This is a genomic window from Pseudomonas sp. LAP_36 (assembly GCF_019456785.1).
Lineage (GTDB): Bacteria > Pseudomonadota > Gammaproteobacteria > Pseudomonadales > Pseudomonadaceae > Aquipseudomonas > Aquipseudomonas tritici.
Map to the genome: position 1 here is coordinate 219,392 of NZ_JAHZMS010000002.1, position 25,606 is coordinate 244,997.

The window sequence follows — 25,606 nt, forward strand, 5'->3', positions numbered from 1 at the left end:
GTTATCTATAGAGCTGGGCAGCCCTGAAGGCTGCTTTTACCAGCTGACCAAGCCGAACTTCTCGCATCAGAGCAAACGCCACCCACAAATATCCAGCGACGCCTCACTCTAAATCTGGCGACGCCAAAAAAGCCCTGCGACGGTTAACTCGATACGGCCCAGCTCAGCGACGCTGACTAACTGGCAACGTGCTTGGAATCGTAATAGCCGCAAGTACGCAGTTGCAGGCTGTAAATCCAAATGCCGAACACCAAGGCGTACTCCTTGAATACTGGAAGCGACAACACCTCTCCGAAGGAATTACTGCTCAACAGGCTCAGTGTAGAAACCGCACCCAACGCCAACGCCAGAATAAAACACAACGAGTTGCTCTTTTTCCTGCACAGCAGCATCAAGCCGCCTGCGAAGGTCAGCAGCGTGACGGCACAGACATTGATAAAGAGCAAGATCGACATGTCGCCCATCCGGACCATTGGAAATCCTACGTATCCCACCCAGAGACCGGCTTGCAGCAAGACAATAGTGCAGTAGAAAACCGTCATGAAGACCGGCGCGGGACGTGTGTTGTACCAAGGTTGGGAGGTGCTTGTTTCCATAGCGATGTTGCTCCTAAGTGTTGGGCATGGTCGGGAATTATAGGGCAATGAACTGGTTACCCCAACGCTTGTACCCTGCTCTTTATTAATGCAATTAAGGTATAACTCAACTAAATAGTCATTTAGTTTAGTTATATATATTGACCAACAAATGGGTGAGAAAAGGTCAGCGAGACAAAGGCGGTTGTAGACCGCCGCCTGAGCTAAAGAGATTCGTGGAAAGTCGGAGGCAGCCCGGTGTGCAGTGTGCCAAAGGGGCACGGAACCTTAAGTCCCCTGCCCTGATAGTAAGCACAAAAATAACCATTAAAATCAAATAGTTAAGCACCTAAAGCGTGAAGCGATCAACTGACTGCGACAGCTTGCCCGCCAACGACGACAACTCGTCCGTGGTCGACGCCGTCGTTGCGATGACCCGGCTATTACCCTCCGACATACCCGCAATCATCTCGACCTGATGCGCAATTTCATTGCTGGCCAGGCTTTGTTCCCCGATCGTACGGGAGATATCGTTGACCATTTCCGTGGTGTTCAAGGTGGCCTGGAGAATTTCGCGAATCGCCCGCTCCACCTCGGCGGTCACCGCCATGCCTTTATCCACTTGGGCTACGCCCTCCTCCATGCTGGTCACCGCTTCCCGCGTGCTTTGCTGGATACGCCCGACCATGCTGGCAATCTCCTGGGTCGAAGCACTGGTGCGTCCGGCAAGGCTGCGTACTTCATCGGCGACGACAGCAAAACCACGCCCTTGCTCACCGGCGCGTGCGGCCTCGATTGCGGCATTCAGGGCGAGCAGGTTGGTTTGATCGGCGATCCCTTTGATCACCTGGATAATGCTGAAAATCGCCTCGGACTCCTTGTCCAGCGTGCGGATAACCTGGGCGGATTGCTGCGCGGAACGGGCAATGCCGTCCATGTCACTGACCACCTGATGAATCACCCGGCCGCCGTCCTTGGCCAAGGTTTCAGCCTGGTTGGCCATGTCCAATGCGCGCCCGGCGTGCCGAGTGATTTCTTCAATGCTGGCGGTCATTTCACTCGCGGCAGCAGCCATGGTACTGGCCGCTGCGCTTTGTTGCTGGCTGCTGCCAGCCACTTCATGACAACCGTGGCTCAATTGCTCGCTCATGTCATTCACACCATGAGCGTTGCTGCGCACCACTTCGATCATGCCGCGCAAATCCCGCTGCATGGTGGCGAGGCTGCGAATCAATGAACTGGCTTCGTCCTTGCGTTTGGGCTCGACAATCGGTTCGCTCAGGTTGCCACTGGCAATGCTGGCAGCAATGCGGCTGGCCGTCTGCAGCGGCCCCATGATGCTGAGGATGACCCAGCGGCCCTGAGCCAATAGCAATAAAAGGCTGGCGATCAGCACGGTGCCCAGGGTGAAGTTGGCGTTGCTGATGGTATGGTGAGTGCCAACGCTGGTCTGTTGGGTGTTGGATTCAATCAGCTCACTCAGGGTTGCCATTTGTTCTTCAAGCCGGGTGAAAGCGGTGTTGAACGTATCCAGTTCGCCGCGAGCGGCTTCCGGATTGTCCAGCGCCAGGGCGACGATGCGCTCGCCTGCACCTATATAGCTATCGAGGCTCGGGCGGATTTTTTCCAGGTTTGCCTTGAGCGTATCGTCCAGTGGCAGTTTCAGGTTGTCCGCCAACACTTGGCGAAAATGCTCGGCGTGTTCCTGCAGCGAACTGTTGACCTCGGCCTTGGTGCTGGTGCTTTTACCCAAGCCCACCAGCATGGCCGATAACACATCGGCGCGCAGGGCGTCGTGCATCATGTCGGCTTCCATGTGGTTGCGCAGCACCGTCATGCTGACTTCATTTTCCTGCACGGCGTCACCCATCCGGGTATTTCCCAGGTAACTGACAAAGCTCATGATCAAGGCGGTAAGCAGTCCTGTCACAATCAACAGAATCAAGCGTAATTTGATCGTCATGCAGATATCCCCGTATCTGGTGAGCCGGTTGGAAAGTCAACCGCAGAAGCGCCACTGGTCACGTTATCGGCCGCCACCACGAGTTATTGAAGCCCACGTTTGCGGTTTTGTACGGATCCCTTAAGCTGATCGACCTTTGCTTCGCCCGGAACTGCCCCATGCCTCAACGTATCGCCCACCTTGCCTTGCTCCTTGGCTTGATCACTGCCGTCGGCCCCTTTGCCATCGACATCTACTTGCCGGCCCTGCCAACCCTGGGCGCCAGCCTGCACGCCTCGCCGGCGCTGGTACAAATGAGCCTCACGGTATTCTTTGTCATCATTGGGGTTTGCCAGTTGTTCTACGGGCCGATCAGTGATGTGTTCGGGCGCAAGCCACCGATCTATGCCGGCCTGGTGATTTTTGCCGTGGGCAGTGTGGGTTGCGCGCTGGCGCCCACCATCGAAAGCCTGATCGCCTTTCGCGCCGTGCAGGCGTTCGGCGCGTGCGCGGGCATGGTGATTCCCCGGGCTATCGTGCGTGACCTGTACACCGGGCATGAAGCCGCGCGACTCATGGCGCTGCTGATGCTGGTGATGAGTGTCTCGCCCATCCTCGCGCCGCTGGCCGGCAGCCTGGTGATCTCGCTGTGGAGCTGGCGTGAAGTGTTTGCCGTACTGGCGGTGGTCGCCGTGGCGTGCCTGATAATGACCATCGTGCAACTGCCGGAAACCCATCCCGCCGAGCGCCGGCTGGGCAAAACCCTGGGCAACGCATTCAGCAGTTATGGGGCGTTGCTGCGCGATCCGGTGTTCATTGGTTTATCGGTGGTCTGCGGCTTCGGCCTGGCCACATTCTTCGTGTTTATCGGCAGTGCGCCGTTCGTGTACATCGAGTACTTCGGCCTGACACCTACGCAATTCAGCCTGTGCTTTGCCCTGAACGCCGCGTCGTTCTTTGCGATGAGCCAACTGACCGCCCGCCTCAGCGCGCGTTTTGGCCTGGCGCCGCTGATTCGTTGGTCGGTAGTGGCCGTGGCGGCGGTCATGGTGCTGCTGGCAATCACCACGTTGTGGGTCGACAGCCTGGCATTGATGATGACGCTGCTGTTTATCGGCTTCGGCTTTCTCGGCCTGTTGCTGCCGGCGGCCGGCGTGTTGTCCCTGGAGGATCATGGTGCGATAGCGGGTTCGGCGTCGGCCTTGCTCGGAGCGATCCAGATGATTACCGCCGCGCTGTCCATGACCCTGGTCGGCGTGTTTGCCGATCACACGCCCGCGCCGATGTTGGTCGGCATCGCACTGTGTGCCATCGCGGCGATGCTCACCACGTGGTGGACGTTGCGACGCTTGCCCGCGCACCTGGCAAGCGCCCCGCCCTCCGCCTGATAGGCTCAGGCCCGACGTAAACCATTCGTCGGGCCCAACCGGCATCCATTACAACTATCGCCGGCCTGCTCATTACTAATCCCATAGCACCTTTGGAAACCTATGGAGATTGAAATGACTGACTACCCTCGCCCGCCCTTCACCCCGCAGGCTCAATCCGTGCCCGGCTCCCAGAAAAAAATGGACCCGTACCCCGATTGCGGCGAGCAGAGTTACAAAGGGTCTGGTCGGTTGGCCAACAAGATCGCCCTGATTACCGGCGCCGACAGCGGTATCGGCCGCGCGGTCGCCATCGCGTTTGCCCGCGAAGGCGCCGATGTGGCCATCGCTTACCTGGACGAACACGAAGACGCCAAGGAAACAGCACGCTGGGTCGAAGAAGCCGGTCGCCAGTGCCTGTTGCTGCCCGGTGACATCGCGCAGCGCAGCGTCTGCCAGGCGCTGGTCGACAAGACGGTCGAGCAATTCGGCCATATCGATGTGTTGGTCAACAATGCTGCGTTCCAGATGAGCCATGAAACGCTGGATGAAATCTCGGACGAGGAATGGGTCAAGACCTTCGATATCAACATCACCGCGATGTTTCGCCTGTGCAAGGCGGCGGTGCCGCATATGAAGGCCGGCAGCTCCATCATCAACACGTCGTCCGTCAACTCCGACATGCCCAAGCCAACGCTGATGCCTTACGCCGCCACCAAAGGCGCGATTGCCAACTTCACCGGTGGTCTGGCGCAATTGCTCGGCAGTAAAGGCATTCGGGTCAATAGCGTCGCGCCGGGCCCGATCTGGACGCCGTTGATTGTGGCGACCATGACCGATGAAGACGTGAAGAGCTTCGGCAGTGAAACGCCGCTGGGCCGGCCTGGGCAGCCAGTGGAAGTGGCGCCGATTTACGTGTTGCTGGCCTCGGATGAGGCCAGCTATATCTCCGGCTCGCGCTACGCGGTGACCGGCGGCAAACCCATCCTCTAAACCCTGCCCAATACCCTTGTGGGAGCTGGCTTGCCTGCGATTGCATCATCTCGGTACACCAGAAATACCGAGGTGACTGCATCGCGGGCACGCCCGGCTCCCACAGGGGATCCCCTTCGCCGGTTCTACAGATCAAACCGATCCACCGCCCGCCGTCGCTCATTGTCATCGCGCACGTCATAGCTGGCAGTGGTCTGGATATTGGTGTGATGCGCCAGTTTTTGCGCGATCGACAGGTCATGCTCCTCGATCACCCGCGTAATAAACGAGCGACGGAAGTCATGGGGCATGATCTTCACCCCCACCTGCTCGCCGCGCTGGCGCGCAATGTAGTAAATCGCATGCTTGGTGATGCGCTCGCGGGTGATATGGCTGCCGCGGCGAATGCGGTTGAACAGGAAGCTGTCGTCCTGCTCACCCTCCTTGAGCTGCTCACGTCGAAACGCCAGCCACGCCTGCAACTTAGCGAACGCCCAGTCCGGCGCGTACTTGATCAACGCTTTGTTGCCCTTGCCGATCACCCGCAGGCTGCGCTCTTCGAAGTTGATCTGCGCCAAATCGAGGTTGACCGACTCCGACTTGCGCATGCCGGAGCCATACAGAATGCCGATCACCGCCGCGTCCCGCAGGCCTTGCGGGCGTGGGTCGGCGGCGCAGACTTCCATCATTTCGCGGATCAGGCTGCGCCGCAGGTTGCGGCCCTGGCTCAGGCGCGTGCCGGGTGTGGCCTTGACGGTGCGCATGCGCAGCAGGTGGTCCTGGCTGATCAGGCTCATACGCCAGGCTTCGTTCATCACTCCACGCACGGCATTCACGTACAGCGACGAGGTGTTTGGCGCATAGCCATCTTCGCGCAAAGCGGCGACCAGGGCGATGACGTGTTCGGGTTGCAGCAGATGCCAGTCGATGTCTTCGAGGTTGATGTCCTCGAAGCCCAGGCGGTCGGCTGCATCTTGCAGCACGTAGCGCATGGTCAGTTGGCTGGAGGGGGCCAGGCGGGTGAGGTAGAGGGTCAGCGGGTTGCGGATAGACTCAGTCAAAGTAAATCAGCCTTTGGATTAAATACCTCGAGCAAGCCTTTGTTTAATCGAGGTATTTAGTGAATTGGCGAAGGCCGAGTCTAACCCAGGACGGGCCCTGGCACAAAGTCACGGGGCGGTGTCGTCATCCTCGGTGGGCTCCTGCGGCTGGACCAGGGTCTGGCTCCAGTCGCTGTCCTGCTTCTGCATCAGCGCGAACCAGTGCTGGCGCATGAACGTCAGGTACGCTTCCGGCGCCTTGGCAAAGTCCTTCTCGTCGCCATAACACCCCGGCAATGGCAATTCGGTGCCCTGCTCCTTGTATTGGCTGACCAGCTCCTGCTGCCCGGCCACGCTGCAATCCTTGGGCAATGGCATGCCACGCAGTGCGCCGGCCTCTTCGTCCCACCAGGCCGCACCGACGCGGTCGACACCGCGCAGACGGTACTTCTGCGACTTACCGACATGCATGATCAGCTTGAATTCGTTAGGGCTGACGTCGCTGGTGCAGGTGCGCGAATACCCCACGGTAGCCTGCGTGATGCCGTCGCCGGTCAAGTCGGTGACCTTGGTGGCGGCCCGGTCGAAGCGCAGGGACGCGTCGAACTCGCAATGCTGCACATCGTCGTACAGCATCCACACGCGTTTAGGGCGGTTGCCGTCGATCAGGTACTGGGCCGCGTACACAAAGGCGGACTGGGTGCCGTCGTCGTCACGCTCGCTGACTTGCTCGGCGAGCACCAGCAAGTTCTTGCCTTGTTTATCGTCCCAGGTATAGGCGGCGATCTGCTTGCCACGCACTTCCACACCCTCCGGCACCTGGTCGATGCTGGTAAGCGCCACCCCGTCATCGGCCTGCACGGTCGTGACACACGCCACGCTCATCAACAACCCCATCAACACTGGCCGCAACTGGCCGCGTAAAAGCTGCACGCTATTCATCCGATCACCCTGGCAAGAGACGGCTTACTTTACCGGCACTTGGGGTGCATTGCAGAGAAGATTCTTCACTAAAATTCGGTGGCCGAGCGTGCGTGCCCAAGTTGAACCCTAAGCACCAGAAACAGTTCCTATTTCGCCAACCAACTAAAGCCCTAAGCCCCTTAGTTGTTTAGCTGAACCCTAGCTGTCTACCTGTCAAATAAACGAGTTTTTCATCAGCCTTTCATATCTGTTCCACATTTTTACGCTTAATCTTAAACACAGCACTTCATAGCAAACCGCGCTATATCGTCTAACCTATTGATTATGCTTCACCTTTGGCGCCGCTTCTAAATCTGCGGACCGGGCTTTTGCCCAATGACAGCTGCTGTTTCCACGCTCCAAGTTGCTCTAACCCCGAGGTCATGAATCTTTGAAACCCTACCCTATTCATTGCGTGTCGATCGTTATCCCGGTCTACAACGAACAAGAGAGCCTGCCTGAATTGCTGCGTCGCACGACGGCAGCCTGCAAGCAACTGGCCTACGAATACGAAATCATCCTGGTGGATGACGGTAGCCGCGACAATTCGGCCCAATTGCTGGAAGACGCCGCCGCTGAAGACGGCAGCAACGTGGTGGCGGTGATCCTCAACCGTAACTACGGCCAACATGCGGCGATCATGGCCGGTTTCGAGCAGTGCCGGGGCGAAGTGGTGATTACCCTTGACGCCGACCTGCAGAACCCGCCCGAAGAAATCCCGCGCTTGGTAGAACAAGCCGCCCTGGGTTACGACGTGGTCGCCACGGTGCGCAACAACCGCCAGGACTCGGCCTTCCGCCGCTGGCCTTCGCGCCTGATCAACCTGGCCGTACAACGTTCCACCGGCGTGGCCATGACCGACTACGGCTGCATGCTGCGTGCCTACCGCCGCACCATCGTCGATGCAATGCTCGCCTGCCGCGAACGCAGCACCTTTATCCCGATCCTGGCCAACGGCTTTGCCCGCCACACCACGGAAATCCTGGTGCACCACGCCGAGCGCGAACACGGCGAATCCAAATACAGCGCCATGCGCCTGATCAGCCTGATGTTCGACCTGCTGACCTGCATGACCACGACCCCACTGCGCCTGCTGTCCATCGTCGGCTTCGGCCTGGCGGCGCTGGGCATGCTGTTCGCCTTCGCCCTGATCATCTTGCGCCTGGTGTTCGGTGCCGACTGGGCCGGCGATGGCTTGTTCGTGCTGTTTGCGGTGCTGTTCGTGTTCACCGGCGGCCAGTTCATCGGCATGGGGCTCTTGGGTGAATACCTGGGCCGTATGTACAGCGACGTGCGTGCCCGCCCACGCTTCTTTATCGAAAAAGTACTGCGCAACACGCCGGCAGCACCTGCTCCGGTGGTCGTCGTTGACGGCCTGGTGTCCTCCCATACCTCTACTTCTGCTGATCAGGTCCAATCATGAGTTCAAAAGCTGTTGTATTCGCGTACCACGACATTGGTTGTGCAGGGATTGAAGCGCTGCTCAATACCGGTTACGAAATTGCTGCCGTGTTCACCCATGCCGATGACCCGAAGGAAAACAACTTCTACGGTTCCGTCGCCCAACTGTGTGCGCGCAACGGTATTCCTGTGCACGCCCCGGAAGACGCCAACCACCCGCTGTGGATCGAGCGTATCGCCAAGCTGAACCCGGACTACATCTTCTCGTTCTACTACCGCAACCTGCTGAGCGAGCCACTGTTGGCCACCGCGCGCAAAGGTGCGTTCAACCTGCATGGCTCCTTGCTGCCCAAGTACCGTGGCCGTGCCCCGGCCAACTGGGTGCTGGTCAATGGCGAGACCGAAACCGGCGTGACCCTGCACCGCATGGTCAAGCGTGCCGATGCCGGCGCGATCCTGGCCCAGCAAAAAGTCCTCATCGAGCGCAGCGACACCGGCCTGACCCTGCACGCCAAACTGCGCGACGCTGCCAGCAACCTGCTGCGCGATGCCTTGCCGCAATTGGCCGCCGGCAAACTCGCTGAAACTGCCCAGGACGAAAGCCAGGCCACCTACTTCGGCCGCCGCACCGCCGCCGATGGCAAACTGGAATGGAAAAAACCGGCTGAAGAATTGTTCAACCTGGTTCGCGCTGTCACCCAACCGTACCCTGGCGCCTTCTGCGCCGTGGGCGAGCACAAGCTGATCGTGTGGCAAGCCGAAGTGCTCAAGGGCAACGAAGGCCTGGCGCCGGGCCGAGTGATCAGCGTCAACCCGCTGCGCATTGCCTGCGGCGAAGACTCACTGGTGATCAAGTTCGGCCAGCGCAACGACAACGGCCTGTACCTGGCCGGCCCGTCCCTGGCCAACGAACTGGGCCTGGTCGACGGTTCCGTGCTGCGCGGCGCCGAGTCCGGCCGCAAGCCACGCCGTACCCGCGTGCTGATCCTGGGTGTGAACGGCTTTATCGGGAATCACCTGTCCGAGCGCCTGCTGCGTGACGACCGTTACGAAGTCTACGGCCTGGACATCGGCTCCGACGCCATCGAGCGCCTGCGCAGCCACCCGAACTTCCATTACGTGGAAGGCGACATCAGCATCCACACCGAGTGGATCGAGTACCACATCAAGAAGTGCGACGTGGTCCTGCCGCTGGTGGCCATCGCCACCCCAATCGAATACACCCGCAACCCGTTGCGCGTGTTCGAACTGGACTTCGAAGAAAACCTCAAGCTGGTGCGCTACTGCGTCAAGTACAACAAACGCGTGATCTTCCCGTCGACCTCCGAAGTCTATGGCATGTGCCAGGACCAGTACTTCGACGAAGACACCTCGAACCTGGTGGTCGGCCCGGTCAACAAGCAGCGCTGGATCTACTCGGTCTCCAAGCAACTGCTGGACCGCGTGATCTGGGCCTACGGCGCCAAGGGCCTGAACTTCACCCTGTTCCGTCCCTTCAACTGGATGGGCCCACGCCTGGACCGCCTGGATTCGGCACGTATCGGCAGCTCCCGCGCCATCACCCAGCTGATCCTCAACCTGGTGGAAGGCACGCCGATCCGCCTGTTCGACGGTGGCGAGCAGAAGCGCTGCTTTACCGACATCGCCGACGGCATCGAAGCCCTGGCACGCATCATTGATAACGACAACGATGCGTGCAACGGCCAGATCATCAACATCGGCAACCCGGAAAACGAAGCCAGCATCCGGCAGTTGGGCGAAGAGCTGCTGCGTCAGTTCGAAGCGCACCCGTTGCGTGGCAACTTCCCGCCGTTCGCCGGTTTCCGCGACGTTGAGAGCAAGGCGTTCTACGGCACCGGTTACCAGGACGTGGCGCACCGCAAGCCAAGCATCGAAAACGCCAAGCGCCTGCTGAACTGGGAGCCAACCGTAGAGATGAGCGAAACCATCGGCAACACGCTGGACTTCTTCCTGCGCGAAGCCATGCTTGAAATCGCGGATAAGCACTAATGCAGGCAGGCTTGCGCATCGACGTCGACACCTACCGTGGCACCCGTGAAGGTGTGCCGCGGTTGCTCGAAACCCTGGATGAAGCGGGGGTGAAAGCGACGTTCTTCTTCAGTGTCGGGCCGGACAATATGGGGCGCCACCTGTGGCGCCTGATCCGCCCGCAATTCCTGTGGAAGATGCTGCGTTCCAACGCCGTCGGGCTGTATGGCCTGGATATCCTGCTGGCCGGCACCGCCTGGCCGGGCAAGCCGATCGGCCGTGACCTGGGGCATTTGATGCGCCAGGCCAAGGCGGCGGGGCATGAAGTCGGCCTGCACGCCTGGGATCACCACGGCTGGCAGGCCAACACCGGGCGCTGGAGTGAAGCACAGCTGGTCGAACAGATCCGTCGTGGCGTCGACACCCTCAGCGATATCCTCGGCGAACGCGTCGACTGTTCGGCCGCCGCCGGTTGGCGTGCGGACGAGCGCGTGGTGCAAGCCAAGCAAGGCTTCAACTTTCGCTACAACAGCGATTGCCGGGGCACCAGCCTGTTTCGTCCTACCTTGGCCGATGGCAGCGCGGGTACCCCACAAATTCCGGTAGACCTGCCGACCTTCGACGAAGTCGTCGGGCCGGTGGTGTCTACCCAAGACTTTAATGCGTTCATTCTCGACCGCTTTGCCGCGTCGAAGCTCAACGTCTACACGATCCACGCAGAAGTAGAAGGGATTCTGATGGCCAATGATTTTCGCCACTTGCTCGCCCAGGCAGCGCAGCGCGGCATCGACTTCAAGCCGCTGGGCGATTTGCTGCCCAGCGACCTGACCACCCTGCCCCAGCAACAACTGGTGCGCGGCACCTTGAGTGGCCGTGAAGGTTGGCTCGGAGTGCAGCAGGCATGATCCGTCGCATGGCCCTGCCTTTGCTCTTGTTGGCGTTTGGCGTGTTTTACCTGCTGCCGCTGGCCACTCACGGGCTGTGGATTCCGGATGAAACCCGTTACGCGCAGATCAGCCAGGAAATGCTGCTGACCGGCAAATGGGCCTCGCCGCACTTCATGGGCATTCGCTACTTCGAGAAGCCTGCAGCGGGCTACTGGATGATCGCGCTGGGCCAGGCGATTTTCGGGCAGAACCTGTTTGGCGTGCGGTTTGCGTCGGCCTTGAGCACCGGCCTGAGCATTGTGCTGGTGTATCTGGTCAGCCGCCGCTTGTGGAACGACCCGCAAAAAAGCCTGGTCAGCACCGTGCTCTACATGAGCTTTATCAGCGTTGCAGCCCTGGGTGGTTACGCCAACCTCGATCCGCAATTCACCTTCTGGGTGAACCTGACCGGTGTGGCCTTGTGGTTCTGCTTCGACAGCACTACTCGCAACGGTCGTCTCGGGTCCTGGGCGCTACTCGGCCTGGCCTGCGGCGTGGGCTTTATGACCAAGGGTTTCCTGGCCTGGCTGCTGCCGGTGTTGATCGCCCTGCCCTACGCGATCTGGCAAAAGCGTTTGCGTGAGCTGCTGGGTTACGGCGTGGTCGCCGTGATCGTGGCGATCGTCGTGAGCGTGCCGTGGGCGTTGGCGGTGCACCTGCAAGAGCCGGACTACTGGAACTTCTTCTTCTGGCACGAGCATATCCAACGCTTCGCCGGCGACGATGCGCAGCACGCCGAGCCGTTCTGGTACTACCTGCCGTTGCTGGTTGCGTTCAGCCTGCCGTGGGTCGCCCTGTTGCCGTCCACCTTGAAACAGGCGTGGCTGGACAAGCGCAGCGCGAAAATCGGCTTTGTGTTGCTGTGGCTGCTGATGCCCCTGGCATTTTTCAGCCTGGCCAAGGGCAAGCTGCCCTCCTACATCATGCCGTGCCTGCTGCCGCTGGCCTTGCTGATGGGCAATACCCTGGCCGACAAGCTGGCCCAGGGCCGCTACCGGGCATTGCGGATCAACGGCTGGCTGAACCTGGTCATTGGTGTAGTGGTGCTGCTGGCGCTGAGCTGGTTTCAACTGAAAAAACCGGTGTACGCGCACGGCCAGGAAACCCTCAGCCTGGTGCTGGTGTTCACCTTCCTGTTCGGCTGGATCCTGGTCAACTTACTGCACGCCGCGCAGCCATTGCGTTTGTGGGCTGCCCCCATACTCGGCAGCTGGTTGATGGTCGCGTTGTTGCCGGCCGCGTTGCCGCACTCGGTGGTGTACAACAAGACCCCGGATCAATTCATCATCGACCACCTGCAGGAACTGCAACCCGCCACCGCGTTGCTCAGCAATGACCTGGGCGCGGCGTCGGCGCTGTCGTGGCGCCTGGCACGCCCGGACGTGACGCTCTATAACACCGTCGGCGAAGTCAAATACGGCCTCGCCTACCCGGATGCCGGCCACCACAAAATAGACACCACCCAAGTCCAGCAATGGATGAGCGATGCGCGCCAGAAAGGTCCGGTCGGCGTGGTGATGCGCGTTAAAGGTGACGATGAAATCGCCGAAGTCGCCTTGCTGCCGACTGACGGCAAGCGCTATGAGCAAGGCAACATCGTGATTCTGATCTTCCCGCAGGTGAATCCATGATCACCCTGCTGCTGTTATTGGCCGCCTGCCTGCTGACGTGCATGGGCCAGGTCTCACAGAAGTTCGCCGTGGAAAGCTGGCGCGACCTGCCGCATGGCTGGGCGTTAAAGCTGCGCTCGCCGTGGTTGTGGTCGGCGCTGGTGTGCCTGGGCCTGGGCCTGCTGGTGTGGCTGCTGGTGCTGCAGCGCCTTGAAGTGGGCATTGCCTACCCCATGCTCAGCCTGAATTTCGTACTGGTCACACTGGTGGCGCGGTTTGTGTTTCATGAGCCCATCGACGGCCGTCACTGGCTGGGCGTGGCGCTGGTGATCGGTGGTGTCGTGCTGCTGGGGCGCCACGTATGAGCCGGGTACAAGGTTTTGCCTTGGCCTTGGGCAGCGTCGGCCTGGTCAGTGCTGCCCAGTTGGGCATGCGCTGGAGCATGACGCGCCTGCCGCAGCCCAATGAATGGTTCACGGCAAGCATCGACCTCGGTGCCCTCGGCGTCGTCGTCCTGGCGATCCTGGCCTACGCGCTGTCGATGCTCTGCTGGCTCGGCGCGCTCAAGCACCTGCCGCTGGGCCGCGCCTATTCGCTGTTGAGCATCAGCTACGCCCTGGTGTACCTGCTGGCGGCGAGCCTACCGATGTTCAACGAAGATTTTTCCGTTTCAAAAACCCTGGGGGTGGCGCTTGTCATCCTCGGTGTGCTGGTTATCAACTCTCGTCGTGCTAGCGCTACAAGTCCCAGGAATGCCCCATGAAAATCAGTGTATTTGGTAGTGGTTACGTCGGCCTGGTGCAGGCCACCGTATTGGCCGAAGTCGGTCACGATGTCATCTGCATGGACGTCGATCAGAACAAGGTCAAGCTGCTGCAGCAAGGCCATGTGAGCATCTTCGAGCCGGGGCTGGCGGCGATGGTGAAGGAAAACCTGGAGAGCGGGCGCCTGCATTTCACCTTTGATGAAAAGCTGGCCGTCGAGCATGGTGAAGTGCTGTTTATCGCCGTGGGCACGCCTTCGGATGAAGACGGCTCGGCTGACCTTAAGTACGTGCTGTCAGTCGGCGATGCAGTGGCCCGTCACCGCAAGGAACCGGTAATCCTGGTGGAAAAGTCCACCGTGCCCGTCGGCACCGGCGACACCCTGCGTGCGCATATCGAGAAAGCCCTGCACCTGGCTGGCCGGCACCTGGAGTTCGACATCGTCTCCAATCCGGAATTTCTCAAGGAAGGCTCGGCCGTTGCCGACTGCCGCCGCCCGGACCGCATCATCATCGGCTGCGAGCGCGAAGAAGTACGCGATGTGATGCGTGACCTGTACGCGCCGTTCAATCGCAACCACGACCGCATCATCTTCATGGACCTGCGCAGCGCCGAACTGACCAAATACGCCGCCAACTGCATGCTCGCGACCAAGATCAGCTTTATCAACCAGATCGCCGAGCTGGCTGAACACTTGGGCGCGGACATCGAAGCCGTGCGCCTTGGCATCGGCGCCGACTCGCGCATTGGTTACCACTTCATCTACCCCGGTTGTGGCTACGGCGGCTCATGCTTCCCCAAAGACATGCGCGCCCTGATCCACAGCGCCAAGCAAGCCAACTGCTCCAGCGACCTGCTTGAGGCGGTGGAAGCCATCAACCAGCGCCAGAAGAGCAAGCTGTTCGAACGGGTCAATGCGTACTTCAAGGGCAACCTGCGCGGCAAGACCTTTGCCCTGTGGGGCCTGGCGTTCAAGCCCAACACCGACGACATGCGTGATGCGCCAAGCCGGGTGCTGATGGAAGCGTTGTGGGCCGCCGGCGCCAGTGTGCGTGCGTTCGACCCGGAAGCCATGCAAGAAACCCAGCGCCTCTACGGCGATGACCCACGACTGATGCTGATGGGCACCCCGGAGTCGACCCTGGGTGGGGCCGATGCGCTGATCGTCTGCACCGAATGGCAACAGTTCAAGGCGCCGGACTTCGACCTGATCCACCAACGCCTGAAAACCCCGGTGATCTTTGACGGTCGTAACCTCTACGACGGCGAACGCCTGGCGCGCAAAGGCTTCCAGTACTACCCGATTGGCCGCGGCGACTCGTGCAACTTGCCGATTCCCCAGCAGCAGTGGCTGCCACAGGTCGTGGAAGCCTGAGACGTGAACAAAGCTCGACCGCCCTTGTTAAACCCAACGATCCGCCGCCAATCCCTTGGTGTGGGGTTGCTGGCGTTGTTGCTGTTTATTGCCGGCAGCTGGCACCAGGCGATTATTGGCTTCGACTCACGCTTCGTGGTGTTCGCCCAGGAGATGTTGCGCCATGGGCCTAGCTTTTTCCCCACCACGTACGGGCAGCCCTATGCGGATTACCTGGCTACGTCGACGCTGCTGACGTGGTTGCTGTCCTTGCCATTGGGCCAGGTCACCAGCCTCACCGCGTGGCTGCCCACGGCGATTGCCTCGGCGTTTATCGTTACCCTGGTGTATCGCCTGACCGCGCCCCACTCCCAACGCTGGGGCCTGCTGAGCATTGCACTACTCTTGCTAAGCAGCACGTTTATCAGCGAAACCCGCTCGGTGTCCCTCGACCAGATGCTGGCCGCGATCTCCCTGGCGGTGTTCTACCTGGGTTATGCCCATGACCACTTCGGTGCGGGAAAACGCCTGCACTGGCTGTACCTGCTGCTGATTGTCGGCTTTGCGGTGCGTGGGCCGATTGGCCTGGTCATCCCCACTGGCGTGTTGTGCAGCTACTACCTGATCAACCGGCAATGGCGCCAGCTGTTCAGCTTCGGCTTACTCGCGCTGGCGTTACTGGGGGCGTGTGTTGGCCTGTTGTTGCTGATGGCCAAGCTGAGTGGTGGCGAAGGCTTCATGCAGGACGTGATCCGCATGCAGTTCCTCGGACGCATGGATGGCAGCGAAGGCTCCAGTGGCGTGTTGTATTACTTCACCAGTTCCCTGGGCAACTATGCCATGGCGTACCCGATGGCAGTGTTGGTGCTGCTGGCGATGCTGATCAGCGGGCGGCGTGCCCCAGGGCCGGCGTTGCAGTTGGTGTGGTACTGCGCGGGCGCGGGGCTTCTGGTGATGCTTGGCCTGTCGATTCCCCAGGCTAAAAAGGCGCGCTATGTACTGCCGATGTTGCCCATGGCGGCAATTATTGCGGCGTATCCCTTCCACGTAGCGCACGGGCGCCTCTTCGCCTGGCTGCGCGGGTTGATGCTGGGTATCTGGACGGTGTTACCGACGCTGTTGATTGTCGGGTTGCTGTTCGCGAGACCGCGCTATCCTGAACAAATGAGCCATCTTGGCTGGGTGTTCGGCGTGCTTGGGGGGCTGCAGGTCCTGGCGCTGCTGGCGTTGTTCAAGACGCGGCTGCGCCCGGTCGGGCCAGCGTTTACAGCCGTATTGGCGGTCTGGGCCACCTATATTCTGGTGGTCGAACCGCTGGAACGCAGTGTCTACGACACCCGCACCTTTACCCTTGAGGTCCATGAGCAGGTGATGCAACAACGGGCGCCGGTGGTTTTGCACGGTTTGGGCAAGGACGCCAAGGCCATCAAATACATGGTCAACGTCGACTGCGACCAAGTGCCGTTGTTCACCCAGCAAGCGGCCGACTTGAAGCCGATCCAAGGGCCCGCTTGGCTGGTGATGAGCGCTGCGGACTACGAAGGTTTGACGGACCCGCGCTTTCGTTCCATTACCCCAACCCTGACCGGCGAATTCGACCGCAACCCTTACGTGCTCCTGCACCTGGCGAAAACCGCGCAACCTTGACCCCTGCGCCGGCGCTCCCGACGCAGAAAACTCCTACGTAGCTTTACGTAATGGCTGGTGCCTTTTCCCTTTCCTGCGCCCAAAACCCGACTGTAAACTCGCCTGGGTGCGGTATTTATTTACCGCCACAGGTCATGGGTCATAACAAGGACGAGAGGACAACACCGTGCCAGATCATGTTTCGCTTGATAAGCCTGCCCTGACCCGTGCCGAAGTGCAGGCCGCCTACGTGTCCAAGCTGCCTTTGGACCGGCTGATGGGGTTGCGCGATGCCTTGGTGGCATTGAAAGGACCGTTGGCCAGTGAACCGGGGTTACAGGAAAACCTTCACAGACGTTTTTTGGACGAAGAAACCCGTAATCGCGTGCTCGGTAAGGTCTGTTGCTCTCTGCCCAATTAACGCCGTTACAATTCATTATTCTTGCACTCAAGCTTCATTAATATGCATTGGAACCCTTTCTCCAGGGTCGGCACACTGCAGAGGTTCTTTCCCCCAACGGTTGGAACGCTCAAAGGGCTTTTCCGGGCGACCAGACAAGCCTTTTTTTTTGCCCGCTGTTTATGGACTCCCTTTCAATGCTCGCTCGCTGGCTCCCCGCTGCAATCAACACCCGCCCCACCGAATGGAGCCGTGCTGCGATTGGAATGGCCGTGGGCACACTCTTCAGTGTCTGGCTATGTGCCCAAGCGTTTGGCATGGAGGTCGCATTGCACCTGCTCGGCCCGCTTGGCGCTTCGGCCGTGTTGCTGTTCGCCGTGTCATCGGGTGCATTGGCGCAGCCCTGGTCGATCATCGGCAGCTACCTTTGCGCGGGTGTCGTCGCCCTGCTGGTGACCCGAGTTCTCGGCCCGTCCCTGGGTGGCGCCTGCTTGGCGGCGGGCATGACGGTGGTGCTGATGTGCTGGCTGCGCTGCCTGCACCCGCCGGCCGGTGGCCTAGCCATGACGCTGGTATTGGCTGACCCGGCGTCCGCCGCACTGGGTTGGTATGAGTTAGGCGCGGTGCTACTCGGTGCCGGCGCCTTGTTGACCTGCGCACTGGCCTATAACAACGCTACGCGCACGCGCTATCCGAAAGCCGCCGAATCACCGGCCCCCCTTTTGCCCTACCCCAACGCTGATCGAGACCCCGCCATTACCGCCGCCGATTTAAAACTCGCGCTGGCCGAAATGGAGCAATTCTATGACGTGGAGCCCACAGCGCTGGAACAACTGATCCACGCAGCGGAAACCCACGCCAGGCGCCGCAGTATTGGTGAAGTGCTGGCCAGTCGGGTGCCTTGAGGCCGTCACCCACTCGCTGCATAAATGCAAAAACGACCTGCATGATTGAAGGTTGTACTGGGCAAATTTGCACTGGTACGATCAAGGGATGTTTCGTTCGCGAACATCTTGATAAAGAACAATAAAAGCAGGGAGTTATCGATGACTGCTCAGGTTTCAACCGAGGCAAGCCACGCAGATACGCATCAGGACGTAGTGCTCGCCGAGATTCGCAACCATATCGGCCACCTCACCCTCAATCGCCCCGCCGGCTTGAATGCCATCACCCTGGACATGGTGCGCCGCCTAGCGTCCCAACTGCAGGCGTGGGCCGATGACCCCCAGGTGCACGCCGTGGTCTTGCGCGGTGCGGGCGAGAAGGCCTTTTGTGCCGGCGGCGATATACGTTCCCTATACGACAGCTTCAAGAACGGCGACAGCCTGCACCAAGACTTTTTTGTCGAGGAATACGCGCTGGACCTGGCCGTTCACCATTATCGCAAACCGGTGCTGGCACTGATGGACGGGTTTGTCCTGGGCGGCGGCATGGGCCTGGTGCAGGGCGCCGATTTGCGCGTCGTCACCGAACGCAGTCGCCTGGCGATGCCGGAAGTGGCGATCGGTTACTTCCCTGACGTGGGCGGCAGTTATTTCCTGTCGCGTATCCCCGGCGAGCTGGGCACCTACCTGGGCGTCACCGGGGTGCAGATCCGCGCAGCCGATGCGTTGTATTGCGGGTTGGCAGACTGGTATCTCGACAGCGCGAAGCTCGCCGAGCTGGACCAGAAGCTTGATCGCCTGCAATGGCATGACTCACCACTTAAAGACCTGCAAGGCGTGCTCGCCAAACTGGCTGTGCAGCAACTGCCCGACCCACCGCTGGCCGCTTTGCGCACGGCCATCGACCACTTCTTCGCGCTGCCGGATGTACCGAGCATCGTTGAGCAGCTTCAGGAAGTCACCGTCGCCGATAGCCACGAATGGGCGCTGACCACCGCCAACCTGATGAAAACCCGCTCGCCGCTGGCCATGGCCGTCACCTTGGAAATGTTACGTCGCGGCCGCCGCCTGCCCCTGGAGCAATGTTTTGCCCTGGAGTTGCACCTTGACCGGCAATGGTTCGAGCGCGGCGACCTGATCGAAGGTGTTCGCGCCCTGATCATCGACAAAGACAAGAGCCCCCGCTGGAACCCGCCAACCCTGCATGGGCTGGCGCCCAGCCATGTAGAAAGCTTCTTTCATCACTTCAAGCAGGTTGCGAACTAAGCCATGCAAGACATTGAATACACAGAAGAACAAGTGATGATCCGCGACATGGCGCGCGACTTTGCCCGTGGCGAAATCGCCCCCTACGCGCAAGCCTGGGAGAAAGCCGGCTGGATCGACGACACCCTGGTGGCGAAGATGGGCGAACTGGGCCTGCTGGGCATGGTGGTGCCGGAAGAATGGGGCGGTACGTATGTCGATTACGTCGCCTACGCCCTCGCCGTGGAAGAAATTTCCGCCGGGGACGGTGCCACTGGCGCATTGATGAGTATCCATAATTCAGTGGGTTGCGGACCAATCCTCAACTACGGCACAGATGCACAGAAGCAAACCTGGCTGGCGGACCTGGCCAGCGGCCAAGCGATTGGCTGCTTCTGCCTGACCGAACCCCAGGCCGGTTCTGAAGCCCACAACCTGCGCACCCGTGCCGAACTGCGTGACGGCCAGTGGGTCCTCAATGGCGCCAAGCAGTTCGTCAGCAACGGCAAGCGCGCCAAGCTGGCCATTGTGTTCGCCGTGACGGACCCGGAGCTGGGCAAGAAAGGCATTTCGGCGTTCCTGGTGCCTACGGCAACTCCCGGGTTCGTAGTGGATCGCACCGAGCACAAGATGGGTATCCGCGCTTCGGACACCTGCGCCGTCACCCTCAACCAATGCACGGTGCCCGAGGCCAACCTGCTCGGCGAGCGTGGCAAGGGCCTGGCGATTGCCCTGTCCAACCTGGAAGGCGGGCGCATCGGCATTGCTGCCCAGGCATTGGGAATCGCTCGTGCGGCGTTTGAGGCGGCGCTGGCGTATGCCCGTGATCGCGTGCAGTTCAACAAGGCGATCATCGAACACCAGAGCGTGGCCAATCTGCTGGCAGACATGCAAACCCAGCTGAATGCCGCGCGCCTGCTGATCCTGCACGCCGCGCGACTGCGCAGCGCCGGCAAGCCATGCCTGTCGGAAGCCTCCCAGGCCAAGCTGTTTGCCTCGGAAATGGCGGAGAAAGTCTGCTCGTCAGCCATGCAGATTCACGGCGGGTATGGGTACTTGGAGGATTACCCGGTGGAGCGTTACTACCGGGATGCGCGGATCACGCAGATTTACGAAGGGACCAGCGAGATTCAGCGGATGGTGATCGCCAGGGAACTGAAGAATTATCAGATCTGACTGACGCACCACAAAACCAATGTGGGAGCGGGCTTGCTCGCTCCCACATATTGATCTTCAGTGTTTATACAATTGTGTTACTTATCTTTAAACTCCGGCGCACGCTTGGCCACAAACGCCGCCATGCCTTCCTTCTGATCCTGCGTTGCAAACGCTGCGTGGAACACCCGGCGCTCAAAGCGCACGCCTTCCGACAGGCTTACTTCAAACGCACGGTTCACGCTTTCCTTGACCATCATGCTGATCGGCACTGATTTGCCGGCAATCAGGGTGGCGACTTTCAGCGCTTCTTCCAGCAATTCATCGGCCGGCACGATACGCGCGACAATTCCGCAGCGCTCCGCTTCCACGGCGTCGATGAAGCGTCCAGTCAGGCACATTTCCATGGCCTTGGCCTTGCCCACCGCGCGGGTCAGGCGCTGCGTGCCGCCCATGCCTGGCAGTACGCCGAGGTTGATTTCCGGCTGGCCGAACTTGGCGTTGTCACCGGCCAGGATGAAGTCGCACATCAACGCCAGTTCGCAACCGCCACCCAAAGCGAAGCCGTTGACCGCGGCAATGATCGGTTTGCGACGGTTGGCTACGCGATCGCTGTCGCTGAACAGGTCGTCCAGATAAATCTGTGGGTAGGTCAGCTCGGCCATTTCCTTGATATCGGCACCGGCGGCAAAGGCCTTTTTCGAGCCCGTCAGCACGATGCAGCCGATTTCGGGGTTGGCTTCCAGGCCATCCAGCGCCTGGTTCAATTCGCTGACCAGTTGCGCATTCAGGGCGTTCAGGGCTTGCGGACGATTGAGGGTAATCAGCCCGACGCGGCCCTGGACTTCGAGCAAGATGGTTTCGTAACTCATGTATCGGCTCCTTAAAGATTGCGTGAGATGACCATGCGCTGGATATCGCTGGTGCCTTCGTAAATCTGGCAGACCCGCACATCGCGGTAGATCCGCTCCAGGGGGAAGTCGCTCAGGTAACCGTAACCGCCGAGGGTTTGCAAGGCAGCCGAGCAGACTTTCTCGGCCATTTCCGAGGCAAACAGCTTGGCCATCGAGGCTTCCACCAGCGCTGGCTTGCCGCTGTCACGCAGGGCGGCGGCGTAATGCACCATCTGCCGGGCAACCGCGATTTGCGTGGCCATGTCGGCCAGTCGAAAGGCCACGGCCTGATGCTCGATGATCGGTTTGCCGAAGCTTTCGCGCTCGCGGGCATAGTCGCGGGCCGCTTCGAAGGCTGCGCGTGCCATGCCCACTGCTTGCGAGGCGATGCCCACGCGGCCACCCTCGAGGTTGGCGAGGGCAATCTTGTAGCCTTCGCCCTTCTCACCCAGCCGATTGGCGACCGGCACCTTCAGGTCTTCAAAGAGAATCTGGCAGGTGTCAGACGCATGCTGGCCGAGCTTGTCTTCGACCCGCGCCACGCTGTAGCCCGGCGAGTCGGTCGGCACGATAAACGCGCTGATCCCGCGTTTGCCGGCAGCCGGGTCGGTGACGGCAAACACAATCACCACACCGGCGTTCTGCCCGGACGTGATGAATTGTTTGCAGCCGTTCAGTACGTAATGGTCGCCGTCCAGGCGCGCGCGGGTTTTCAGGCTGCTGGCATCGGAGCCGGCCTGAGGTTCGGTCAGCGCAAAGGCACCGAGCATCGCGCCGCTGGCCAGGGGTTTGAGGAATTGCTCTTTCTGCTGGTCGTTGCCGAATTTCAGGATCGGCACGCAACCGACCGAGTTGTGCACGCTCATGATGGTCGAGCAGGCACCGTCGCCTGCGGCGATTTCTTCCAGCGCCATGGCGTAGGCCAGGTAACCGGTGTCGCACCCGCCCCACTGCTCCGGCACCAGCATGCCGAAAAAGCCCAGCTCGGCCATTTCACTGATGGCCTCCTTGGGAAAACGGTGCTCGCGGTCCCATTCGGCAGCAAAGGGTTTCAGGCGCTCCTGGGCAAATTGCCGGGCGGCGTCGCTGATCTGCAGTTGTTCTTCATTCGCCAGCATGATGATAAGTCCTTAGTACAGGCATTCGACGGCCATGGCTGTGGCTTCACCACCGCCGATGCAAATGGCGGCGACGCCGCGCTTGAGGCCGTTCTGGCGCAAGGCCGAGAGCAACGTCACCAAAATCCGCGCCCCTGAGGCGCCGATTGGATGGCCCAGGGCGCACGCGCCACCGTGGATGTTGACCTTGGCGTGGGGGATTTCCAGCTTACTCATGGTCACCAGGCTGACCACGGCAAAGGCTTCGTTGATCTCGAACAGATCGACTTCACCCAGGCTCCAGCCGGTCTTGGTCATCAGCTTGCGAATCGCCCCCACCGGTGCCACCGGAAACAGCCCCGGCTCATCGGCAAATGCCGCATGCCCATGGATCACTGCCAGAGGTTTCAGGCCGCGCTTCTCAGCTTCGGACTGGCGCATCAGCAGCAGCGCCGCCGCACCATCGGAAATCGAGCTGGAGTTGGCCGCCGTGACGGTACCGCCTTCGCGGAACGCCGGTTTGAGGCCACCGATCTTGTCCAGTTTGGCCTTGGGCGGCTGTTCGTCATGCAGGATGGTTTTCTGCTCTTTGCCCACGGTGACTTGCACCGGGACGATCTCCGCAGCAAAGCTGCCATGGGTGATCGCCTCCTGTGCACGTGTCAGCGAGGCAATGGCGAACGCGTCCTGGGCCTCACGGCTGAAACCGTTATGCAAGGCGCAATCTTCGGCAAAGGTGCCCATCAGGCGGCCCTTGTCGTAGGCGTCCTCGAGGCCGTCGATGAACATATGGTCAAGTACGCGGCCGTGGCCCATGCGGTAGCCGCTGCGCGCGCGGTCCAGCAGGTACGGCGCGTTGGACATGCTTTCCATGCCGCCGGCAATCACCACGTCGACGCTGCCGGCCAGCAACGCATCATGGGCCAGGATCGCCGCTTCCATGCCCGAGCCGCACATCTTGTTGAGGGTGGTGCAACGGGTGCCCTTGTCCAGCCCGGCACCCAATGCGGCCTGGCGAGCGGGCGCCTGGCCGAGGCCTGCGGGTAGCACGCAGCCAAACAACACTTCATCCACGGCGTCGCTGGCGATACCGGCACGCTCAACGGCGGCACGAATCGCGGCGGAACCCAGCTGAGGCGCCGTCAGGCCCTTGAGGTCGCCTTGGAACGCGCCCATGGGCGTGCGCACGGCGCTGACAATAACGATGGGATCAGTCATGGGAAATACTCCTTACTTGGCAGCCATGCGCAAGGCGCCGTCGAGACGGATCACCTCGCCATTGAGCATGCTGTTTTCAATAATGTGCCGCACCAGCGCGGCGTATTCGGCGGGTTTGCCCAGGCGTGGCGGAAATGGCACGCCGGCGGCCAGGGAGTCGCGCACTTCGGGCGTCATGCCGGCCATCATCGGTGTTTCGAAAATGCCGGGGGCGATGGTCATCACGCGAATGCCAAAGCGCGCCAGCTCACGTGCGGCGGGCAACGTCAGGCTGGCAATAGCGCCTTTGGAGGCGGCGTAGGCGGCCTGGCCGATTTGCCCGTCGAATGCGGCCACGGAAGCGGTATTGATGATCACACCGCGCTCGCCATCGTCATTCGCCTCGGTTTCAGCAATGGCGGCAGCCGCCAGGCGCAGCAGGTTGAAGCTGCCGATCAAGTTGACGTTGATCACCTGGGCAAAACTCGCCAGCCCGTGGGGGCCGTTTTTGCCGAGGATTTTTTCGCCACGCACCACGCCGGCGCAGTTCACCAGCCCATGCAAACCGCCAAACGCTGCAACCGTGGCCTGCACGGCGGATTCGGCAGCCGCTTCCTGGCTGATATCTGCCACTGCACTGCGGGCGTTCTCGCCGAGCTGCTGGGCCTTCGCCGCCAACGCGTCGGCGTTGAGGTCCACCAGCATCACTTTGGCACCAGCGGCAATGAGCATTTCAGCGGTAGCCGCACCGAGACCGGAAGCGCCGCCGCTGACCAGGAAGATCTTGTTTTCAATCTGCATTATTGTTCCCTTGAACGGTCCGAATGGTCGGAATAGTCGCTCTGGAGCGCCAGGGCGGCAATGGTCAAAACCTTCAAACTAGCTGACTGTTTTGGCCAGTCATCGACCCCGCCGCTCAACAAGCGATGGGACGCATGCTGCTCACGGGTTTGACACCTGCCATGCTCTGACCGAAGCTGACGGCTTTGCTCTCCTGCCCACGCTTTCGGACGCCTGCATGTCAAAGTCACGCCGTTACTCCATCATCGGCCTGTGCGCCCTGTTGTCTATTGTGCTGATCTGGTATTTCTCCCGTTCCACCCCGGTGGCCGTACCTCCTGCGATTTTCCAGGGTTACTCCAAAGCCCTGAAACAGGCGCGCAACGGTGAGCCAGGCGCCGCCCGCGTGTTGTACCAGCAACTCGGTCGGCCGGACCTGTCGCCCGAGCGCCGCGCGGCGTTGCACGCCGAACTGCCCAATTACCCTAGCCCTCAAGCCTTGAAGCTTGCAGATAAAGACCTGAGCAGCGAATCGGCGCTGGTCCGCGAAGCGGCCATCCACAGCATTGTCGGCCTGGTGCCCACCGGCCAGCGCACGCTGTTGCTCGGCCCGGTACTGGACGATCCCGAACAAGCTGTCCGATTCACCGCCGCCAACGCCCTGCTGGGTCTGTCCCCCGACACCCTGGGCCTGTACTTCGGGCCTTTGCAGCAGGTGCTGGATGAGTTTGTGAAAGAGCTCAAGGCCCAACCCGAAACGGCTGAAGGCTGGATTCAACTGGCGCGCCTGTACATTCACAGCGCACTGTTGCCGCAAGCACAAGATGCCCTGGAACAGGCCATGCGGCTGCAGCCGGACAACCTGCAAGCCGTGGTGGCGCAGATCGAGCTGCTGGATAAACAGGGCAAGACCGACGAGTCCCGCCAGCTCCTGGCGCGCCAATTGGCGGCGCACCCGGAATCAGCGTATCTGCAACACGCGTTGGGGATGTGGCTGCTGCACCATGGCGAGCGCCCCTATGCCCTGCTGGGTCTATCCAAAGCGGTGGAGTTGGAACCGGGCAATCAGGATTACCGCTACGACCTCGCCACCACCCTGCACGCCCAGCAGGAACTGGAAGCCGCCCAGCGACAACTGGAAGAGATCATCCAGCGCCACCCCGCCAATCGCAAAGCCCGGGTTTTGCTGGTCAACTATTGGAAGGAAAGCGGCCAGCTCCAGAACGTGCAAGTGCTGCTCGCGCAACTGGAACAGCAGAATCCCGACGATCCGGCGCTGCAACAAGGTCTATAGCGCTTCAGCAAAATGTTCTGAAAAGCCGACGCGCCGCACAAACCTCCTGAAACGGTTGAACCCCCGGAATACACAACGGTCAAGAGAATATGGCGCGTTCGAACGAACGCGCACCTCTACTCGTATGTGACC

Annotated in this window: 23 protein-coding genes and 1 pseudogene; 15 read left to right on the forward strand and 9 right to left on the reverse strand. The window is 60.6% G+C overall.

All coding sequences use genetic code 11. From position 1 onward, the window contains the following. Nucleotides 1–176: 176 nt before the first annotated feature. From JBO08_RS06545 to JBO08_RS28410, 3 genes and pseudogenes are all read right to left on the reverse strand, one after another. Nucleotides 177–596 (reverse strand): hypothetical protein, encoded by a 420-nt coding sequence (locus tag JBO08_RS06545; protein WP_065873094.1) that lies wholly within the window; start codon nt 594–596, stop codon nt 177–179. Between the two features lie 328 nt (nt 597–924). Further along, nucleotides 925–1,788: a methyl-accepting chemotaxis protein gene (locus JBO08_RS28405; RefSeq protein ID WP_371905344.1), complete on the reverse strand. Its 864-nt coding sequence runs from the start codon at nt 1,786–1,788 to the stop codon at nt 925–927. Then, nucleotides 1,783–2,538 (reverse strand): annotated as a pseudogene (locus JBO08_RS28410) (MCP four helix bundle domain-containing protein); the annotation flags it as partial. The gene JBO08_RS28405 and the pseudogene JBO08_RS28410, both read right to left, overlap by 6 nt. A gap of 158 nt (nt 2,539–2,696) precedes the next feature. Between JBO08_RS28410 and JBO08_RS06555 the strand changes: the two are divergent. Further along, a complete protein-coding gene (locus tag JBO08_RS06555; RefSeq protein WP_065873092.1) occupies nt 2,697–3,905 on the forward strand; it encodes a multidrug effflux MFS transporter in 1,209 nt (402 codons plus the stop codon). 114 nt (nt 3,906–4,019) lie between these two features. After that, the gene (locus JBO08_RS06560; RefSeq protein ID WP_065873091.1) at nt 4,020–4,877 is read left to right on the forward strand and encodes an SDR family oxidoreductase; all 858 of its coding nucleotides are present in this window, start codon (nt 4,020–4,022) and stop codon (nt 4,875–4,877) included. Between the two features lie 125 nt (nt 4,878–5,002). On the opposite strand, the gene xerC is transcribed toward JBO08_RS06560, so the two are convergent. After that, the gene (xerC, locus tag JBO08_RS06565; RefSeq protein ID WP_065873090.1) at nt 5,003–5,917 is read right to left on the reverse strand and encodes a tyrosine recombinase XerC; all 915 of its coding nucleotides are present in this window, start codon (nt 5,915–5,917) and stop codon (nt 5,003–5,005) included. A 108-nt stretch (nt 5,918–6,025) separates the two neighbouring features. Then, complete coding sequence (locus JBO08_RS06570) at nt 6,026–6,838, reverse strand: M949_RS01915 family surface polysaccharide biosynthesis protein (RefSeq protein ID WP_065945301.1); 813 nt, start codon at nt 6,836–6,838, stop codon at nt 6,026–6,028. Nucleotides 6,839–7,250: 412 nt separating this feature from the next. Here JBO08_RS06570 and arnC point away from each other — a divergent pair, with 412 nt between their 5' ends. The 12 genes from arnC to JBO08_RS06630 all read left to right on the forward strand — a co-directional run bounded on the left by arnC (nt 7,251) and on the right by JBO08_RS06630 (nt 20,234). Then, nucleotides 7,251–8,282, forward strand: coding sequence for an undecaprenyl-phosphate 4-deoxy-4-formamido-L-arabinose transferase (arnC, locus tag JBO08_RS06575; RefSeq protein WP_065880523.1), 1,032 nt, complete (start codon nt 7,251–7,253; stop codon nt 8,280–8,282). Next, nucleotides 8,279–10,270 carry a bifunctional UDP-4-amino-4-deoxy-L-arabinose formyltransferase/UDP-glucuronic acid oxidase ArnA gene (gene arnA, locus JBO08_RS06580; protein ID WP_065880524.1) on the forward strand — a complete coding sequence of 664 codons (1,992 nt, stop codon included), beginning with the start codon at nt 8,279–8,281 and terminating at the stop codon, nt 10,268–10,270. Before arnC ends, arnA begins: the two co-directional genes overlap by 4 nt. Continuing rightward, the gene (gene arnD, locus JBO08_RS06585) at nt 10,270–11,154 is read left to right on the forward strand and encodes a 4-deoxy-4-formamido-L-arabinose-phosphoundecaprenol deformylase (RefSeq protein WP_065880525.1); all 885 of its coding nucleotides are present in this window, start codon (nt 10,270–10,272) and stop codon (nt 11,152–11,154) included. The genes arnA and arnD overlap by 1 nt, the downstream gene beginning before the upstream one ends. Beyond that, nucleotides 11,151–12,806, forward strand: coding sequence for a lipid IV(A) 4-amino-4-deoxy-L-arabinosyltransferase (gene arnT, locus JBO08_RS06590; RefSeq protein WP_220074287.1), 1,656 nt, complete (start codon nt 11,151–11,153; stop codon nt 12,804–12,806). The genes arnD and arnT overlap by 4 nt, the downstream gene beginning before the upstream one ends. Beyond that, a complete protein-coding gene (gene arnE / locus JBO08_RS06595) occupies nt 12,803–13,150 on the forward strand; it encodes a 4-amino-4-deoxy-L-arabinose-phosphoundecaprenol flippase subunit ArnE (RefSeq protein ID WP_065945298.1) in 348 nt (115 codons plus the stop codon). The genes arnT and arnE overlap by 4 nt, the downstream gene beginning before the upstream one ends. Continuing rightward, nucleotides 13,147–13,548, forward strand: a complete 402-nt coding sequence (arnF, locus tag JBO08_RS06600) for a 4-amino-4-deoxy-L-arabinose-phosphoundecaprenol flippase subunit ArnF (RefSeq protein ID WP_065873083.1) — start codon at nt 13,147–13,149, stop codon at nt 13,546–13,548. The genes arnE and arnF overlap by 4 nt, the downstream gene beginning before the upstream one ends. Next, complete coding sequence (locus JBO08_RS06605; protein WP_049713316.1) at nt 13,545–14,924, forward strand: UDP-glucose/GDP-mannose dehydrogenase family protein; 1,380 nt, start codon at nt 13,545–13,547, stop codon at nt 14,922–14,924. The genes arnF and JBO08_RS06605 overlap by 4 nt, the downstream gene beginning before the upstream one ends. 3 nt (nt 14,925–14,927) lie before the next feature. After that, nucleotides 14,928–16,550 carry a glycosyltransferase family 39 protein gene (locus JBO08_RS06610; RefSeq protein ID WP_065909341.1) on the forward strand — a complete coding sequence of 541 codons (1,623 nt, stop codon included), beginning with the start codon at nt 14,928–14,930 and terminating at the stop codon, nt 16,548–16,550. A gap of 166 nt (nt 16,551–16,716) precedes the next feature. Then, nucleotides 16,717–16,950, forward strand: coding sequence for a type VI secretion system contractile sheath small subunit (locus tag JBO08_RS06615; RefSeq protein WP_065909343.1), 234 nt, complete (start codon nt 16,717–16,719; stop codon nt 16,948–16,950). Between the two features lie 176 nt (nt 16,951–17,126). After that, the gene (locus JBO08_RS06620; protein ID WP_220074286.1) at nt 17,127–17,834 is read left to right on the forward strand and encodes an HPP family protein; all 708 of its coding nucleotides are present in this window, start codon (nt 17,127–17,129) and stop codon (nt 17,832–17,834) included. Nucleotides 17,835–17,975: 141 nt separating this feature from the next. Further along, nucleotides 17,976–19,079, forward strand: coding sequence for an enoyl-CoA hydratase/isomerase family protein (locus tag JBO08_RS06625; protein WP_065873079.1), 1,104 nt, complete (start codon nt 17,976–17,978; stop codon nt 19,077–19,079). Nucleotides 19,080–19,082: 3 nt separating this feature from the next. Further along, the gene (locus JBO08_RS06630) at nt 19,083–20,234 is read left to right on the forward strand and encodes an acyl-CoA dehydrogenase family protein (protein ID WP_065873078.1); all 1,152 of its coding nucleotides are present in this window, start codon (nt 19,083–19,085) and stop codon (nt 20,232–20,234) included. Nucleotides 20,235–20,311: 77 nt separating this feature from the next. Here JBO08_RS06630 and JBO08_RS06635 read toward each other — a convergent pair whose 3' ends face one another. From JBO08_RS06635 to JBO08_RS06650, 4 genes are read right to left on the reverse strand one after another with little or no spacing between them, the layout of a single operon-like run. Continuing rightward, nucleotides 20,312–21,085 carry an enoyl-CoA hydratase gene (locus tag JBO08_RS06635; protein WP_065873077.1) on the reverse strand — a complete coding sequence of 258 codons (774 nt, stop codon included), beginning with the start codon at nt 21,083–21,085 and terminating at the stop codon, nt 20,312–20,314. 11 nt (nt 21,086–21,096) lie between these two features. Next, on the reverse strand, nt 21,097–22,224 hold the full coding sequence (locus tag JBO08_RS06640) for an acyl-CoA dehydrogenase family protein (RefSeq protein ID WP_220074285.1): 1,128 nt from the start codon (nt 22,222–22,224) through the stop codon (nt 21,097–21,099). 12 nt (nt 22,225–22,236) lie between these two features. Next, the gene (locus JBO08_RS06645) at nt 22,237–23,421 is read right to left on the reverse strand and encodes an acetyl-CoA C-acyltransferase (protein WP_065873075.1); all 1,185 of its coding nucleotides are present in this window, start codon (nt 23,419–23,421) and stop codon (nt 22,237–22,239) included. Between the two features lie 12 nt (nt 23,422–23,433). Further along, a complete protein-coding gene (locus JBO08_RS06650; RefSeq protein WP_065880529.1) occupies nt 23,434–24,201 on the reverse strand; it encodes an SDR family NAD(P)-dependent oxidoreductase in 768 nt (255 codons plus the stop codon). Between the two features lie 217 nt (nt 24,202–24,418). Here JBO08_RS06650 and JBO08_RS06655 point away from each other — a divergent pair, with 217 nt between their 5' ends. Next, nucleotides 24,419–25,474, forward strand: a complete 1,056-nt coding sequence (locus JBO08_RS06655; RefSeq protein ID WP_065880530.1) for a tetratricopeptide repeat protein — start codon at nt 24,419–24,421, stop codon at nt 25,472–25,474. The last annotated feature ends 132 nt before the right edge of the window (nt 25,475–25,606 follow it).